The organism is Cryobacterium arcticum, from assembly GCF_003185895.1.
GTDB lineage: Bacteria > Actinomycetota > Actinomycetes > Actinomycetales > Microbacteriaceae > Cryobacterium > Cryobacterium arcticum.
The window spans coordinates 621,597-635,371 of sequence record NZ_QHLY01000005.1; the positions used below are offsets into that span (position 1 = coordinate 621,597).

17 protein-coding genes are annotated in these 13,775 nt (G+C 69.4%); 4 read left to right on the forward strand and 13 right to left on the reverse strand.

Annotated features, from left to right (window positions below; all coding sequences use genetic code 11):
- The 8 genes from rpmG to CTB96_RS04620 all read right to left on the reverse strand — a co-directional run bounded on the left by rpmG (position 1) and on the right by CTB96_RS04620 (position 5,337).
- The gene (gene rpmG / locus CTB96_RS04585) at positions 1 to 168 is read right to left on the reverse strand and encodes a 50S ribosomal protein L33 (RefSeq protein WP_066598602.1); all 168 of its coding nucleotides are present in this window, start codon (positions 166 to 168) and stop codon (positions 1 to 3) included.
- Complete coding sequence (rpmB, locus tag CTB96_RS04590; protein ID WP_066598603.1) at positions 168 to 404, reverse strand: 50S ribosomal protein L28; 237 nt, start codon at positions 402 to 404, stop codon at positions 168 to 170. The genes rpmG and rpmB overlap by 1 nt, the downstream gene beginning before the upstream one ends.
- 176 nt (positions 405 to 580) lie before the next feature.
- Positions 581 to 991: a Fur family transcriptional regulator gene (locus tag CTB96_RS04595; RefSeq protein ID WP_110125937.1), complete on the reverse strand. Its 411-nt coding sequence runs from the start codon at positions 989 to 991 to the stop codon at positions 581 to 583.
- Positions 985 to 1,821 (reverse strand): metal ABC transporter permease, encoded by an 837-nt coding sequence (locus tag CTB96_RS04600; protein WP_110125702.1) that lies wholly within the window; start codon positions 1,819 to 1,821, stop codon positions 985 to 987. Before CTB96_RS04600 ends, CTB96_RS04595 begins: the two co-directional genes overlap by 7 nt.
- Complete coding sequence (locus CTB96_RS04605) at positions 1,821 to 2,729, reverse strand: metal ABC transporter permease (RefSeq protein WP_110125703.1); 909 nt, start codon at positions 2,727 to 2,729, stop codon at positions 1,821 to 1,823. The genes CTB96_RS04600 and CTB96_RS04605 overlap by 1 nt, the downstream gene beginning before the upstream one ends.
- On the reverse strand, positions 2,730 to 3,521 hold the full coding sequence (locus tag CTB96_RS04610) for a metal ABC transporter ATP-binding protein (protein ID WP_146215751.1): 792 nt from the start codon (positions 3,519 to 3,521) through the stop codon (positions 2,730 to 2,732).
- 7 nt (positions 3,522 to 3,528) lie between these two features.
- Positions 3,529 to 4,554: a metal ABC transporter substrate-binding protein gene (locus CTB96_RS04615; protein WP_248283206.1), complete on the reverse strand. Its 1,026-nt coding sequence runs from the start codon at positions 4,552 to 4,554 to the stop codon at positions 3,529 to 3,531.
- 63 nt (positions 4,555 to 4,617) lie between these two features.
- A complete protein-coding gene (locus CTB96_RS04620; protein WP_110125706.1) occupies positions 4,618 to 5,337 on the reverse strand; it encodes an AAA family ATPase in 720 nt (239 codons plus the stop codon).
- Positions 5,338 to 5,467: 130 nt separating this feature from the next.
- Between CTB96_RS04620 and CTB96_RS04625 the strand changes: the two genes are divergently transcribed.
- Both CTB96_RS04625 and CTB96_RS04630 read left to right on the forward strand, forming a co-directional pair.
- Positions 5,468 to 6,097 carry a GNAT family N-acetyltransferase gene (locus CTB96_RS04625; RefSeq protein WP_248283207.1) on the forward strand — a complete coding sequence of 210 codons (630 nt, stop codon included), beginning with the start codon at positions 5,468 to 5,470 and terminating at the stop codon, positions 6,095 to 6,097.
- A gap of 10 nt (positions 6,098 to 6,107) precedes the next feature.
- Positions 6,108 to 6,893 (forward strand): putative protein N(5)-glutamine methyltransferase, encoded by a 786-nt coding sequence (locus CTB96_RS04630; RefSeq protein WP_248283208.1) that lies wholly within the window; start codon positions 6,108 to 6,110, stop codon positions 6,891 to 6,893.
- Between the two features lie 126 nt (positions 6,894 to 7,019).
- Here the strand turns inward: CTB96_RS04630 and CTB96_RS04635 are convergent, their stop codons facing one another.
- Positions 7,020 to 7,607, reverse strand: coding sequence for a TetR/AcrR family transcriptional regulator (locus CTB96_RS04635; RefSeq protein WP_181397132.1), 588 nt, complete (start codon positions 7,605 to 7,607; stop codon positions 7,020 to 7,022).
- A gap of 123 nt (positions 7,608 to 7,730) precedes the next feature.
- Between CTB96_RS04635 and CTB96_RS04640 the strand changes: the two genes are divergently transcribed.
- Positions 7,731 to 8,516: a CPBP family intramembrane glutamic endopeptidase gene (locus CTB96_RS04640; RefSeq protein WP_181397133.1), complete on the forward strand. Its 786-nt coding sequence runs from the start codon at positions 7,731 to 7,733 to the stop codon at positions 8,514 to 8,516.
- Here the strand turns inward: CTB96_RS04640 and CTB96_RS04645 are convergent.
- The 4 genes from CTB96_RS04645 to CTB96_RS04660 are packed head-to-tail and all read right to left on the reverse strand — an operon-like array spanning position 8,485 to position 13,244.
- Entirely contained in the window at positions 8,485 to 9,951 is a 1,467-nt protein-coding gene (locus CTB96_RS04645) for a dihydrolipoamide acetyltransferase family protein (protein ID WP_110125710.1), read from the reverse strand. The two genes, CTB96_RS04640 and CTB96_RS04645, sit on opposite strands and share 32 nt — an antisense overlap.
- A gap of 26 nt (positions 9,952 to 9,977) precedes the next feature.
- The gene (locus CTB96_RS04650) at positions 9,978 to 10,985 is read right to left on the reverse strand and encodes an alpha-ketoacid dehydrogenase subunit beta (RefSeq protein WP_110125711.1); all 1,008 of its coding nucleotides are present in this window, start codon (positions 10,983 to 10,985) and stop codon (positions 9,978 to 9,980) included.
- Positions 10,985 to 12,133: a thiamine pyrophosphate-dependent dehydrogenase E1 component subunit alpha gene (locus tag CTB96_RS04655; protein ID WP_248283209.1), complete on the reverse strand. Its 1,149-nt coding sequence runs from the start codon at positions 12,131 to 12,133 to the stop codon at positions 10,985 to 10,987. The genes CTB96_RS04650 and CTB96_RS04655 overlap by 1 nt, the downstream gene beginning before the upstream one ends.
- Before the next feature lie 4 nt (positions 12,134 to 12,137).
- Positions 12,138 to 13,244 carry a histidinol-phosphate transaminase gene (locus CTB96_RS04660; protein WP_110125712.1) on the reverse strand — a complete coding sequence of 369 codons (1,107 nt, stop codon included), beginning with the start codon at positions 13,242 to 13,244 and terminating at the stop codon, positions 12,138 to 12,140.
- Positions 13,245 to 13,358: 114 nt separating this feature from the next.
- Between CTB96_RS04660 and CTB96_RS04665 the strand changes: the two genes are divergently transcribed.
- The gene (locus CTB96_RS04665; RefSeq protein WP_110125713.1) at positions 13,359 to 13,754 is read left to right on the forward strand and encodes a phage holin family protein; all 396 of its coding nucleotides are present in this window, start codon (positions 13,359 to 13,361) and stop codon (positions 13,752 to 13,754) included.
- Positions 13,755 to 13,775 lie beyond the last annotated feature (21 nt).

Consider the following 13,775-nt stretch of genomic DNA (forward strand, 5'->3'; position numbering starts at 1 on the left):
TTAGCGCTCCTCACGGAAGTCAACGTGCTTGCGCACTACGGGGTCGTACTTCTTGAGTACGAGTCGGTCGGGGTTGTTGCGACGGTTCTTCTTGGTCACGTAGGTGTAACCGGTTCCTGCCGTCGAACGCAGCTTGATGATCGGACGTACGTCCTGAGCCTTAGCCATTAGATTTTCTCCCCACGTGCGAGCAGGTCCTTGACGACCGACTCGATACCGCGAGCATCAATAACCTTGATGCCCTTTGCCGAGAGGGTCAACGTGACGTTGCGGCGAAGCGACGGCACGAAGTACTTCTTGGTCTGCACGTTCGGGTCGAAGCGACGCTTGGTGCGCCGGTGCGAGTGCGAAATGTTGTGTCCAAAGCCGGGAACGGCTCCGGTCACCTGGCAGGTTGCTGCCATGGTTTTCCTCCAATACCGAAGGGCGATTGCCCTTCCCAAGATCTCTTGTCGGCCGGCTCGCGTTGGATTCCACCCGGAAACGGCCTGCCGAAAGAGAACTTTCGGCGGCTGATTCGGTGGGAGGAAAAGACACGAACAAGCAATGCACGCACAGATATGCGCAGCAGCTGCCCAGCCTACGGGGTTGTGCGGGCTGACGCAAGCGCGGTGCAGGCCGCGCAGAGGCCGAAGATGTCGATGACATGAGCGGCTTCGGTGAAGCCGTGCTTGGCGGCTTCCTCTGTGGCCCAGTTCTCGATCGCGGCAACCTCGATCTCCACCGTGAGCCCGCAGTTGCGGCAGATCAGGTGGTGGTGGTGTTCGGTGGTGCTGCAGGCCCGGTAGAGACTCTCGCCGTCCGGCGACTGCAGCGAGTCGGCGTCACCCTCGAGGGCGAGATCTGCGAGCGCGCGGTACACCGTGGCCAGGCCGATCGGGGAGCCGCTGGTGTGCAGGGCCGAGTGCAGCCCTTGGGCGCTGACGAACCCCTCGGCGCGGCTGAGCTCGGTGCGCACGGCCTCTCGCTGCCAGGTGTTTCGCTTCATGATTCCAACCGTAGTCCGGCCCGAGCGGGGTCGTGAACCCCCTGAACACGCGCCCGGAGCGAACGGATGCCCAGGGCGAGCACGAAGCAGGCCGCCGCGGTGAGCGCGATCGCGGGGCCGGCGGCCACATCCAGGGCGCGGGAGAGCAGCACCCCGATGACGCCGGACCCGGCGCCGATCACGGGAGCGAGCAGGGCGATCCGGCCGGCCGTGCGCACAAGCAGCCGGGCCGCGGCGGCGGGCGCGGCGATCAGCGCGATCGCCAGGATCGCACCGACCGCGGGCATCGCGGTGACCACGGTGGCGGTGATCAGCACCAGGGTGAGCAGCTCGATCGGCCATTCCCGGTAACCGGCGGCCCGGAATCCGGTGCGGTCGAAGGTGGAGAAGAGGATCTCCTTGCCCCAGAATACGGCGACGAGCACGGCCACGACGAGCACCCCGGCGGCCAGGACCACGTCACCGTCGGTGACGGTGAGGATCGAGCCGACCAGGTAGGAATCCACGTGCACCGGCAGCGACGGGTTGAGCGCCTGCAACAGCACGCCGAGCGCGAAGCCGGCGGTGAGCATGATGCCGGACGCCACCTGGCTGCCTTGCCGGCGCACCCGGCCGAGCAGGGTCATGATGGCCACGATCACGGCGCTGGCCAGGGCGGCGCCCAGCGGGATGCTGACGCCGAGCAGCGCGGCGGCGACGGCACCGGGGAAGGTGGCATGAGTGAGCGCCTGAGCGAAGAAGGTGCGCCGGCGCAGCAGCACCAGGGTGCCGACGAGGCCGCTCAGGGCGCCGATCACCACGGCCGCGAGCAGGGCCTTCTCGAAGTAGCCCATCAGGCGGTCACCGCCGTCGGCTGCGGTTCGGCGGCCGGCGCGGCGGGCGGGCGGCGGCGCATCCGGTCGACCAGCACGCGCACCAGCAGCACGAGCAGGTAGCCGGCCACGAGCACCAGCACCACGGTGGCACCGCTGGGCAGGTCGATGCCGGCGCGAACGGATGCTTCGAAACCGAGCGCGAGCCCCAGCCAGGCACACAGCGCCGCGAAGCCGGCCGCCAGGGGGAACAGCAGCCAGAGCCGCACGGTGATCAGCCGGGCGACGGCGCCGGGCACGATCAAGACCGCGAGCACGAGGAGGTTGCCGACGGCGCTGGAGGCGGCCACCACCACGAGGGCGATGGCGATGTTGAGCACCAGGTCGAGCAGGAGCGGCCGGTAGCCGGCCGCGGCGACCGCGGTGCGATCGAAGGCGCGGTACACCTGCTGCTTGAGGGTGACGCCCACCAGCAGGAGGGCGATTGCGCAGATGACCAGGGTCTGCACCACCTCGGTGGCGGTCACGGTGAGGAGTCGGCCGAACAGGAGCTGCTCGAGCTGACCGGCGTAGTTGGACTGCCGGGAGACCACCAGGATGCCGACGCTGAACATGGCCGTGAACACGATCGCGATGGCGGCATCGCCCGACACCGCCCGGCGGGTGATCACGGTGAGCACCACGGCGGCCAGGAGCGCGGCGACCATGGCGCCCACGAAGAGACCTTCGCGGCCGCCCCAGACGAAGCCGATGGCGATGCCGGGGAAGACCGAGTGGGTGAGGCCGTCGCTGATGAACTCCAGGCTGCGCAGGTTGACCAGCACCCCCACCACCCCGGCGACCAGGCTGAGGGCGAGCAGCACCAGGAGCGCGCGGGCCATGAACGGCAGCGTGAACGCGGTGAAGAGCGGGCCGAGCAGGTCGGTCATTCAGTGGCCTTCGTGCCCGGGCACAACGAGGGTGTGCTGGTCGAGTTCGACGCCGACCTCATGGAAGGTGCGCTGCACGTTCTCGAGCGTGAGCACTTCGTCGCGAGGCCCGAAGGCGACCTGGTGGCCGTTGAGAAGCAGCACGCTCTCGCACACTGCGCGGGCCAGTTCCAGGTCGTGGGTGGAGACGAGCACGGCCACCCCGTCGGCCTTGAGTCGTTCGACGGTGCCGACCAGCGCCTCCCGGTTGGACTGGTCCAGGCCGTTGAACGGTTCGTCGAGGAGCAACAGCCGCGGGCCCGCCGCGACGGCGCGGGCGAGCAGGCCCCGTTGCTGCTGGCCGCCGGAGAGTTCCCCGAACCGGGTCTTGGCCCGGTGGGCCAGGCCTACAGTGTCGAGCGCCGCGGCCACGGCCCGGCGGTCCTTCGCGCCGGGCAGGCGCAGCCAGCCCAACTGGCGGTACCGGCCCATCATCACGACCTGCTCCAGGCTGACCGGGAACTCGGGGTCGAGTTCGTCGGTCTGCGGCACGTAGCCGACGCTGCCGGCCGGCGCGGTGTCGTGGCCCAGCACCCGAACGGTGCCGGCGGTGCGGTGGATCAGGCCCAGGATGCCCTTGAGCAGGGTGGACTTGCCCGACCCGTTCGGCCCGATCAGGGCGATGGCCTCACCGGCCACGAGGTCGAAGTCGATGCCGGTGAGGGCGGGGGTCTGCGCGTAGGCGAACGAGGCCCCGGTGACGCTGAGGGCGAGCGGCGCGGGCATCCGCTGCTGAGAAGGGTTCTCGTTCACGAGTCAACTATTGCAGGTCGGCGGGCACGGCGCTGGGTGTCACGCCCCAGGACTGGAGGATCAGGCGCACGTTGTGCAGCTGGGAGGCGATGTAGGTGGCGCCATCGCTGCCGGCCGGGCCGAGGGAGTCGCCGTAGAGGGCGTCGTCGCCGGAGTAGACCGCCACCCCGGCCTCGGAGGCAATGGTGTCGGCGGCCTTGGGGTTGATCGAGGCCTCGGAGAAGACGGCTTTCACGCCGGTGGCGCTGATGGCGGCGACCAGGTCGTCGATCTCGGCGGCGCTCGGCTCGGCGTTGTCGTCGAAGCTCGGGATGACGCTGCCGACATAGGTGATGCCGTAGGCGTCGGTGAAGTAGCCGAAGGCGTCGTGGTTGCTCACCAGCAGGCGCTCGGCGGCGGGCACGGCGTCGATGTTCTCGTGGATCCAGCCGTCGAGTTCGGCGAGCTGGGCGGTGTAGGCGGTTTGATTGGCCTCGAAGTCCGCAGCGTGGGTGCTGCTGGCGCCGGCGAGTCTGGCGGCGATGGTGCCGACCATGGTCTCGGCGTTGGCCACGGCGGTCCAGATGTGCGGGTTGCCGCCGTCGTGGTCGTGCTCGGCTTCGTCGGCAGCTTCGTCATCGGCGTGCTCGGCTTCGTCCTCGTGACCGGCCTCTCCGTCCAGGATGGTGATGCCCTCATCGGAGTCGATGGTGACGCCGTCGAAGCCGGAGGCCTCGATGGCGTCGTCGAGCCATTCCTCCAGGCCGACGCCGTTGATCACGAGCACATCTGCGGCGCCGAGCGCGGTGAGATCGGCGACCGACGGATCGTAGCTGTGCGCGCTCTGGTTGGGCTGGATGAGCTGGGTGACCTCGACGCCGGCGGTCTCGCCCACGATGTTGCGGGTGAGGTCCGCGATCTGGGTGGTGGTCGCCACGACCTTGAGGTCGGTGTCGCTGTTCTCGGATGCGGCGGAGCCGGACGCGGAGCAGCCGGCCAGCACGAGGGCAGCAGAGACGGCCAGGGCGGGGAGGAGAAGTTTGGGGGTGTTCACGATCAGAACGCTACGCCTAATGATAATGATTGTCAAAACCATTAGGCCGGTGAGTGGGCGGGGTCAAAGGTGGCGCAGGTAGCGCTCCGGGGCGTCGAGGAAGCTCGCCCAGTTGGTGACGAGGTCGAGATCCCGCCAGGCCTGTTCGCGCAACCCCCATTCACCGACCTCCAGGATGCGGGCGCCTGGCAGCGCCGCCAGCAGAGGAGAGTGAGTCGACAAGATCACCTGGGAGCCACCCGCCGCCAGCAGGTCCTTGAGGTGGCCGAGCAGCGCCAGGCAGCCCGAGAACGAGAGCGCCGACTCGGGTTCGTCGAGCACCCAGAGGCCGCGGCCGCGGAACCGGTCGACGGCCAGCTCGAGGAACGACTCGCCATGCGAGATCTCGTGGAATCGTGGCTCCGGCCGGGTGCCCGGGTTCTCCTCGAGGTAGGTGAAGAAGCCGTGCATGGTCTCAGCGCGCAGGAAGTAGCCGCGGCGGGTACTGCCGCCACTCCGCACCAGGCGCAGGTGGTCGTGCAGAGCGGATTCGCTCACCCGGGTGGAGTTACGTGCTCCCGTCGAACCGCCCTCGGCAGACAGCCCCCAGGCCAGGGCGATCGCTTCGACGAGCGTCGACTTACCGGCCCCGTTCTCGCCGACGAACACCGTGGCCGGCCCGAGGTCGAGGCCGTCGTCGAGCAGCTGCGCCACCGGCGCGAGGGTGGCCGGCCACGCGGCCCGATCCAGCGGGTGGCCGCCGTCTTCCTCGACACGGCGGAGGGGATAGCTCTCAAAGGCCATGCCCCATCCTCTCGCGCACCCCCGACCTGTACCATCCGCCGCGAGCCAGGACGTGCCCGGTCCCGACATTGCCCGGCCGGCCTCAGCGTTGGGATCGCGGGGTGCAGGGTTCGGCGTCTACTGTGGTGCGATGAGAGTTCGCTCCCGCAGGGCCGACGCACCGGCCGGGAAGACGCCACGACCCGCCCGGGCGACGCGCACGGTGGGCGTGCCGGCATCGTCGGCGATGCTCCGGCCGTGGCGCATCGAGGATGCCGGCAGCCTGCAGCGGGCGTTCACCGTGAGCGGCGATCTGGCCGTGCAGCTCGGCGCGATCGAGCTCACCACCCTGGCCCGGTCTGAAGCGTTCATCACCGACAACCTCGCCACCGGCACGGTGTCACGCCAGAACTTCGCGATCAGCCTGGACGGCGTGGCCGTCGGCAACGTGGGCATCGGCAGCATGGAACACCGGCACGGCACCGGCTGGGTCTACTACTGGCTCTCGGCGGAGGCTCGCGGCCAGGGATTGGCCACTCTCGCCCTCGCCTCGATCACCGATTGGGCATTCACCGAACAGGGCCTCTACCGGCTCGAACTCGGCCACCGCACCAACAACCCGCAGTCCTGCCGCGTGGCGACCAAGGCGGGGTTCGCGGCCGAGGGGGTGGAACGGCAGAAGCTGAAGTACGGCACCGAGCGGTTCGACGTGGAGACCCACGCCCGGCTCCGCACGGATGCGCCGCCGCCCATCCGCCTGCTGCCCACGGTCACCTTCTAGGTACGACACCGTGACTCCACGCGCCGCTGGGCCCTCCGAGGTTGTGGTGCGGTTGCGAGCGGCCGGGTGTGTGTTCGCGGAGGACGAGGCGCGCTTGCTCGTCGCTGCCGCACGCACGCCGGAGGAACTGGAGGAGTTGCTCGGCCGCCGCGTCGCCGGCCTGCCTTTGGAGCAGGTGCTCGGCTGGGCGGAGTTCGGTGGGCTGCGCATCCGGCTGAGGCCTGGGGTGTTCGTGCCGCGCCGGCGCACCGAGCTGCTCGTGCGCCGTGCCAGCCGGCTCGCCGCCCCCGGGGCGGTGGTGCTCGATCTCTGCTGCGGCTCAGGCGCCGTCGGCGCGGCGCTGCTCGCCGCCGACCCGTCGCTGCGGCTCCACGCCGTGGACATCGACCCGGTCGCCACGGCCTGCGCCCGCGACAACATCGAACCGCGCGGCGGGCAGGTGCTCACAGGCGACCTGTTCCAGCCACTGCCGGGCGAACTACGGGGACGGGTCGATCTGATCGTCGCGAACGCCCCCTACGTGCCCACCGAAGAGATCCCCCGGATGCCGCCGGAGGCGCGGGTGCACGAGGCCCGGATCGCCCTCGATGGCGGCGTCGACGGTCTGGAGGTGCAGCGCCGGCTGGTGGCGGATGCCCCGGCCTGGCTCGCTCCAGACGGCCACCTGCTCGTGGAGACAAGCGCCGGCCAGGCCGACGACACCGCGGCGATCTTCGTGCGGAGCGGGCTCACGCCACGCATCGTGCGCTCCAAGGAGCTGGCCGCGACCGTCGTCATCGGCACCAAGCCGTCCTGAGCAGTCAGCCTTCGGCCCCAACTCCCGACTGACGGATGCGCCCCCTCCAGCGCAGCGCGCCGCGGCGCCCCAGGGTGCGCAACTCCTGCAATTTTCAGCCACAACCGGCAGACGTAGAGGCGGTGACTACTCCAAGGGCGGCGCGGTCGGCGCCGGGGTGAGCGCCGCCACGGTGGCCTGCACGAGCGGGCGCACGTGGGCCTCGTCGCGCGGTTCGTAGAGCAGCTGGCCGGCCACGCCGGCGGCGAAGGCGAGCACCGCCCGGGCCAGCACGTCACCGTCGACGTCGGGGTGGAGTTCGCCCTCAGACCGCGCACGCCCCGCCAGTAGCTGCAGCTTGCCGCGCAGGTCGGCGTCCCAGGCCGCCAGGGAGGCCGCGAGCTCTGGATCGAACGGCGCCCGGTCCGACACCGCCACACCGATCAGACAGGCGCTGCGCCGGGCGTCGTCGAGCGGCAAGGTGGCCAACACGAGTTCCACCAGCCAGGCGCGCAGGGTCGGCCGGCCGGGGTCGGCACTGAGCCGCACGGCGATGGACGACTGCGCGTAGGCCAGCGTGGCGCGCACGAGCGCCTCCTTGGTGGGAAAGGTCTTCTGCACGGCACCGAGCGACCAGCCCGACTCCGCGGCGACCGAGCGGAAGGTCACGGCCGACAGCCCTCCGACGGTGACCAGGCGCAGCGCGGCGGCGGCGAGTTCGTCGGTGCGGTCCATGCTGCCCTCCCTTTGTGGGTGATCGTGGTGCTCGACAAACCCAGAATACAGTCGTATTCTCTGAATACAAGCGTATTCGCGTGTGCATCCGCCACGCGGATGCCCGAACACCAGGAGGACCCCGTGCCCAGCCGCCCGATCACCAGCCCACATCCCGTCATGACGGTGATCCTGACCACCGCCCTGCTCATCCTGCTGCTCGGGCTGGGCGGCACGGTGATCTACCTGACCGGACTGCCGCTGGATTCGCCGGTGCCGCTGGTATTTGCGCCGATCGCCGTTGGCCTGGGGATCTGGGCGAGTGTGACCCGGCGGTGGGGGATACTCGGCTTCGGCCGTCCTCGGGTGCACGGCAACCGGGCTGCCTGGCGACTGGTGCTCCTTCCGCTGCTGGCTGTATTCCTGCTGGTGCTGGCGACCACCGGCGGCGCGGCCGAACAGAGCGGAGGGGACTGGCTCGGTCTGATCGGTTTCGTGGCCCTCGTGGGTTTCGTAGAAGAAACCCTGTTCCGGTCGGTGTTCCTCGGGCTGCTCGCCCCGACAGGTCCCCGCACGGCAGTGCTCGTCTCGACCGCCGCGTTCGCCCTGGCGCACGCCGTGAACCTGCTCGGCGGCCAGGACCTGCTCAGCACTCTCGGACAGATCGGCTTCGCCGCCGCATACGGGCTCTTCGCGGCCTGCGCGTTCCTTCGCACCGGCAGCATTTGGGCCCTGGTAGTCTTCCATGCGCTGTTCGACCTGGCGCAACTCAGCAGTGTGAGCCAAACCCCGTCCCTGATGGATGCCGTGATGACCGTCATCCTGCTGGCCGGCGCGGCTTGGCTGTGGGCGGGCATCCGGCAGAGCGGTCAGCGGCAATTCCCGCAAGTCACCGCGCCTACTCCAGGAGTAGCGCCGGCTCCTCGATGATGCTGGCCACGTCGGCGAGGAACCGGCTGGCGACGTCGCCGTCGACCACGCGGTGGTCGAAGCTGGCGCCGATGGTGGTGACGAAGCGCGGGCGCACCTCGCCGTCCACGACCCAGGGCTTCTGCTTGATCGTGCCCAGGGCCACGATGCCGGCCTCGCCGGCGTTGAGGATCGGGGTGCCGGTGTCCATGCCGAACACGCCGATGTTGGTGATCGTGATGGTGCCGCCCGCCATTTCGGCCGGACTGGTCTTGCCGTCCCGAGCGGTGAGGGTGAGCTTCTCGAGCGCGCTGGCCAGTTCGAGCAGGCTCATGTCCTGCGCTTCCTTGATGTTGGGCACGATCAGGCCGCGCGGGGTGGCCGCGGCGATGCCGAGGTTCACGTAGTGCTTGATCACGATCTCTTCGTCGGTGAAGACCGAGTTGACGGTGGGGTTGCGGCGCACCGCCCAGATCATGGCCTTGGCCATGATGAGCAGCGGGGACACCTTGACGCCGGCGAAGTCGGTGGAGACCTTGAGCCGCTTGACGAACTCCATGGTGCGGGTGGCGTCTACGTCGACGAACAGGCTCACGTGCGGTGCGGTGAAAGCGCTCTTCACCATGGTCTGGGCGATGACCTTGCGCACGCCCTTGACCGGGATGTGCTCCTCGCGGTCGGTGGGCCACTCCGGGGTCTGGATGTTGCGGAACACGCTGGCCTGGGTGGCCTCGCGCAGCACGTCTTCACGGGTGACATCGCCGAACCGGCCGGTCGGTTCGACCAGGTTGAGGTCGACGCCGAGGTCCTTGGCCAGCTTGCGGATCGGCGGCTTGGTGATCACCGGGCCGGCGGGCCGGGCGATCGCGGGCTTGGCGGCGGGCGGCGGGGTCGCAGCACTGGGCCGGGTCGGCGGGGCCGTGCGGGCGGGGCCGGTGCTGGCCGAGTTGGTGCGGGGACCGGAGGCGGCCGGGCCGCCCTGCGGCGGGGCCGTCGGCGCGGGTGCGATGGCCTCGTGCGCGGCGGGCGGCACCACGTGCCGGCGGCGGCGGGTGGGCATCGACGCCGCGGCACCGCGACCCACGAGCACCGCCGGGGATTCCTCGGCCGGCTCCTGCGAGATGGTGGCGCCGGCGTCCTGCGCGGCGGCAGTGAGTTCGTCGTCGGCCGGGGCTGCGAGCTGCGCGGGTGCGGCCCCGTCGTCGGTGGCGCCGGCCTCGGAGAGGATGGTGATGATGACGGTGCCCACGTCGACGGTGGTGCCGGATTCGACCAGGATCTCGCCGACGACGCCCACGTAGGGCGAGGGCAGCTCAACGAGCGACTTGGCCGTTTCGATCTCGACCAGCACCTGGTTGATCGAGATGGTGTCGCCGGGGGCGACCTTCCACTCGACGATTTCGGCCTCGGTCAGGCCCTCGCCCACATCGGGCAGGGTGAATCGGGAGACGCTCATGAGGTGCCTTTCAGCAGGAGGATCGGTTAGTAGGCGAGGGAGCGGTCGATGGCTTCGAGCACCCGGTCGGGGCTGGGCAGGAAGTGCGTTTCCACCGCGGCGGGCGGGAACGGGGTGTCGAAGCCGGACACCCGCAGCACGGGTGCCTCGAGGGAGTAGAACGCCCGCTCGGTGACGGTGGCGGCGATTTCGGAGCCGACACTGACGAAGCCGGCGGCTTCCTGCGCCACCACCAGGTGGCCGGTCTTGTGCACGGACTCGAGGATCGGTCCGTAGTCGATCGGGGAGATCGAGCGCAGGTCGATGACCTCGAGGCTGATGCTCTCGGCCGCGGCCAACTCGGCGGCCTGCAGCAGCACACTCACCATGGCGCCGTGACCCACGACGGTGACGCTCGTGCCGGTGCGCACCACCTTGCTGGCGTGCAGCGGTGTGCCGGCGGCGGTGAAGTCCACGACGCCCTTGGGCCAGTAGCGGCTCTTGGGCTCGAAGAAGATCACCGGGTCGTTCGAGGTGATCGCTTCCTGCATCATCCAGTAGGCGTCGTGCGGGTTCGACGGGCTCACCACGCGGAGGCCGGGGGTGTGCGCGAAGTACGCCTCCGGGCTTTCCTGGTGGTGCTCGATCGAGCCGATGTGGCCGCCGTAGGGGATGCGCACCACGACGGGCATGATGACGCCGCCCTCGTGCCGGTTGCGCATGCGGGCCAGCTGGCTGGTGATCTGGTCGAAGCCGGGGAACACGAAGCCGTCGAACTGGATCTCGCAGACCGGGCGGAAGCCGCGCATGGCCAGGCCGATCGCGGTGCCGATGATGCCCGATTCGGCCAGCGGAGTGTCGAGCACCCGCTTCTCGCCGAATTCGGCATGCAGGCCCTCTGTGACCCGGAAGACGCCGCCGAGCGGGCCGATGTCCTCGCCCATCATGAGCACCTTGGGGTCATCGAGCATCGCCTGGCGAAGGCCCGCGGTGAGTGCCTTGGCCATCGGCAGGTTCGCCGTGGTCGGCGCGGCGATGGTGTCTCTGCTGGTCATCAAGACTCACTCCCGTCGAACGAGGTTTCGTAGGCGTCGAGCCAGGCCTTCTGCTCCACCACCAGCGGATGCGGTTCGGCGTAGACGTTGTCGAAGATGACCGACCGCTCCGGGGAGGTGATCTCCAGGGCTCGGCGACGCACATCAGCGGCGTGGTCGGCCGCCTCCTCGTCGACGGAGTCGAGGAATTCCTGCTCGATGCCCAGGCCCTCGAGGTAGCTGCGGAAGCGCACGATCGGGTCCCGGGCCACCCAGTAGGCCAGTTCGGCCGGGTCGCGGTACTTGGTGGGGTCGTCGGCCGTGGTGTGGGCGCCGACGCGATAGGTGAGTGCCTCGATCAGCGACGGGCCGTGACCGGCGCGGGCGTCGTCCATCGCCTTGGCGGTGACGGCGTAGCTGGCCAGCACGTCGTTGCCGTCGACCTGGATCCCGGGCATGCCGAAGCCGCCGGCGCGCAAATAGAGCGGACTGCGCGACTGGCGCGACACCGGCACTGAGATGGCCCAGTGGTTGTTCTGCATGAAGAACACCTGCGGGGTCTGGTAGCTGGCCGCGAAGACCAGGGCCTCGTTGGCGTCGCCCTGCGAGGAGGCACCGTCGCCGTAGTAGACGATCACGGCCTGGTCGGTCTCGGGGTTGCCGGTCGCCGTGGAGCCGTCGAGCTGCATGCCCATGGCGTAGCCGGTGGCGTGCAGGGTCTGCGAGGCGAGCACCAGGGTATAGAGGTGGAAGTTGCCGTGCTCCTCCGGGGTCCAGCCGCCGAGGGTGACGCCGCGCAGCATCCGCAGGATGTCGACCATGTCGAGGCCGCGGATCATGCCGACGACGTGCTCCCGGTAAGAGGGGAAGATGTGGTCCTGCGCGCGGGTGGCGTGGGCGGAGCCGACCTGGGCCGCCTCCTGGCCGTGGCTGGGCACCCAGAGGGCCAGCTGGCCCTGGCGCTGCAGGTTCGCGGCCTCGGTGTCGAACTTCCGCACCACGACCATGTCGCGGTAGAAGGTGCGGTAGTCCGCCTCGGTGAGCCGGTCGAAGTACGGCAGGAACTCAGCGGCCGCGTCGGACGGGGCGAAAGTGCCGTCCGCTGACAACAACTGCACGGTGGGCGAGGCATCGGTGCGCACAGTTGCGCCGTTCGAGGTGACTGACACCGTACTAACCTAGCCGCCGGGCTGGATGCCCTGTTGGTAGATCCTGAACAATCTCAGCCGTAATCCGTAGGAGCGTCTCCACAGATTCCTCCTCGCCAATTGAGACCCGGATGCCTTCCGGGTGGAAGGGCCGGACGACAAGTCCGGCCGCGGTGAATGTGTCGGCCGCCGCGGCGGTCTCCTCGCCCAGCGGCAGCCAGATGAAGTTGGCCTGCGACGGCGGGACCGCCAGGCCGGCATCGACCAGGGCGGCACGGATGCTGTCGCGCCGGGCGGCGATCACGCCGACCCGGGCGAGCAGCTCGGGTTCGGCGTCGATCGACGCGAGCGCGGCCGCCGAGCCCTGCCCGGTGACGGACAACGGGATCGCGGTGGATCGCGCGGCGTTGAGGATGCCGACCGGGCCGAGGCCGTAGCCGACCCGGAGGCCGGCCAGGCCGTAGGCCTTGGAGAAGGTACGCAGCACGACGAGGTTGGGGTAGCGGCCGAGCAGGCTGGGCCCGTTCACGGCTGCCGGGTCGGTAACGAACTCGGCGTATGCCTCATCGAGAATGACGAGCAGGTCGGCGGGCACCTGCGCCATGAACGCCGCGAATTCGTCGGCGGTGACGATCACGCCGGTGGGGTTGTTGGGGCTGCACACGATCACGACGCGGGTCTGATCGGTGATCTTCGCGGCCATCGCGGGCAGGTCGTGGCCGTGGTCGGCGCGGTTGGGCACGCGAACGCTGGTGGCGCCGGAGACGGTGACCAGGCTCGGGTAGGCCTCGAACGACCGCCAGGAGTACAGCACCTCGTCGCCGGGACCGGCCGCAGCCTGGATCAGCTGGGCGAGGAGCGCCACCGAGCCGGCCCCGATGTGTACCTCGTCGGCGGTGAGGCCGAACCGGGCTGCGAGGCGTTCGCGTAGGGCGAGGGCGGAGGCATCCGGGTAGCGGTTGAAGGTCGAGACCGCGTTGACCGCCTCGACCACGCCGGGCAGCGGGTCGAAGGGGTTCTCGTTGCTTGACAGTTTGAAGGCGGCTGCGTCGGCCGCCTTGCCCTGCCGGTACGCCGGCAGCGCAACGATCTCAGGGCGCAGGCGGACTGATGGCTGGTCAGAAGGGCTCACTCCGCGAGTCTACGCCGCGACATATTCGCGTCGCCGCATGCTCTCGGCGGGTACGCGAGCGTATTCCGGCCGTCGGAATGGTGAATCCGGGCCGGCGGCTGTCATAGTGGGGGCATGGGTAGATTCCTGGTCAAGCTCATCGTCAACGCCGTCGCCCTCTGGGTGACGACCCTCCTCGTGGCGGGTGTGCGCGTCGAGCCGTACGCCCCGGATACCGTGGCCGTGCTCCTGACCTATCTGCTGATCTCGCTGATCTTCGGGTTCGTCAACGGCTTCATCGGCGGGTTCGTGCGCATCGTCGCCTTCCCGCTGTACGTGCTCACCCTCGGCCTGTTGTCGTTCATCGTGAACGGGCTGCTCCTGCTGCTCGTCGGCGTGATCTCGGATGCCATCGGCTTCGGCCTGGTGATCGACGGGTTCTGGTGGGGTGTGCTCGGCGCGTTCGTGCTGGGCATCATCAGCTGGATCCTCGGTGTGCTGGTACGGCCGCTGAACAACTCCAGCAGCTAGGCACAACTCCAGCCGCTTGGC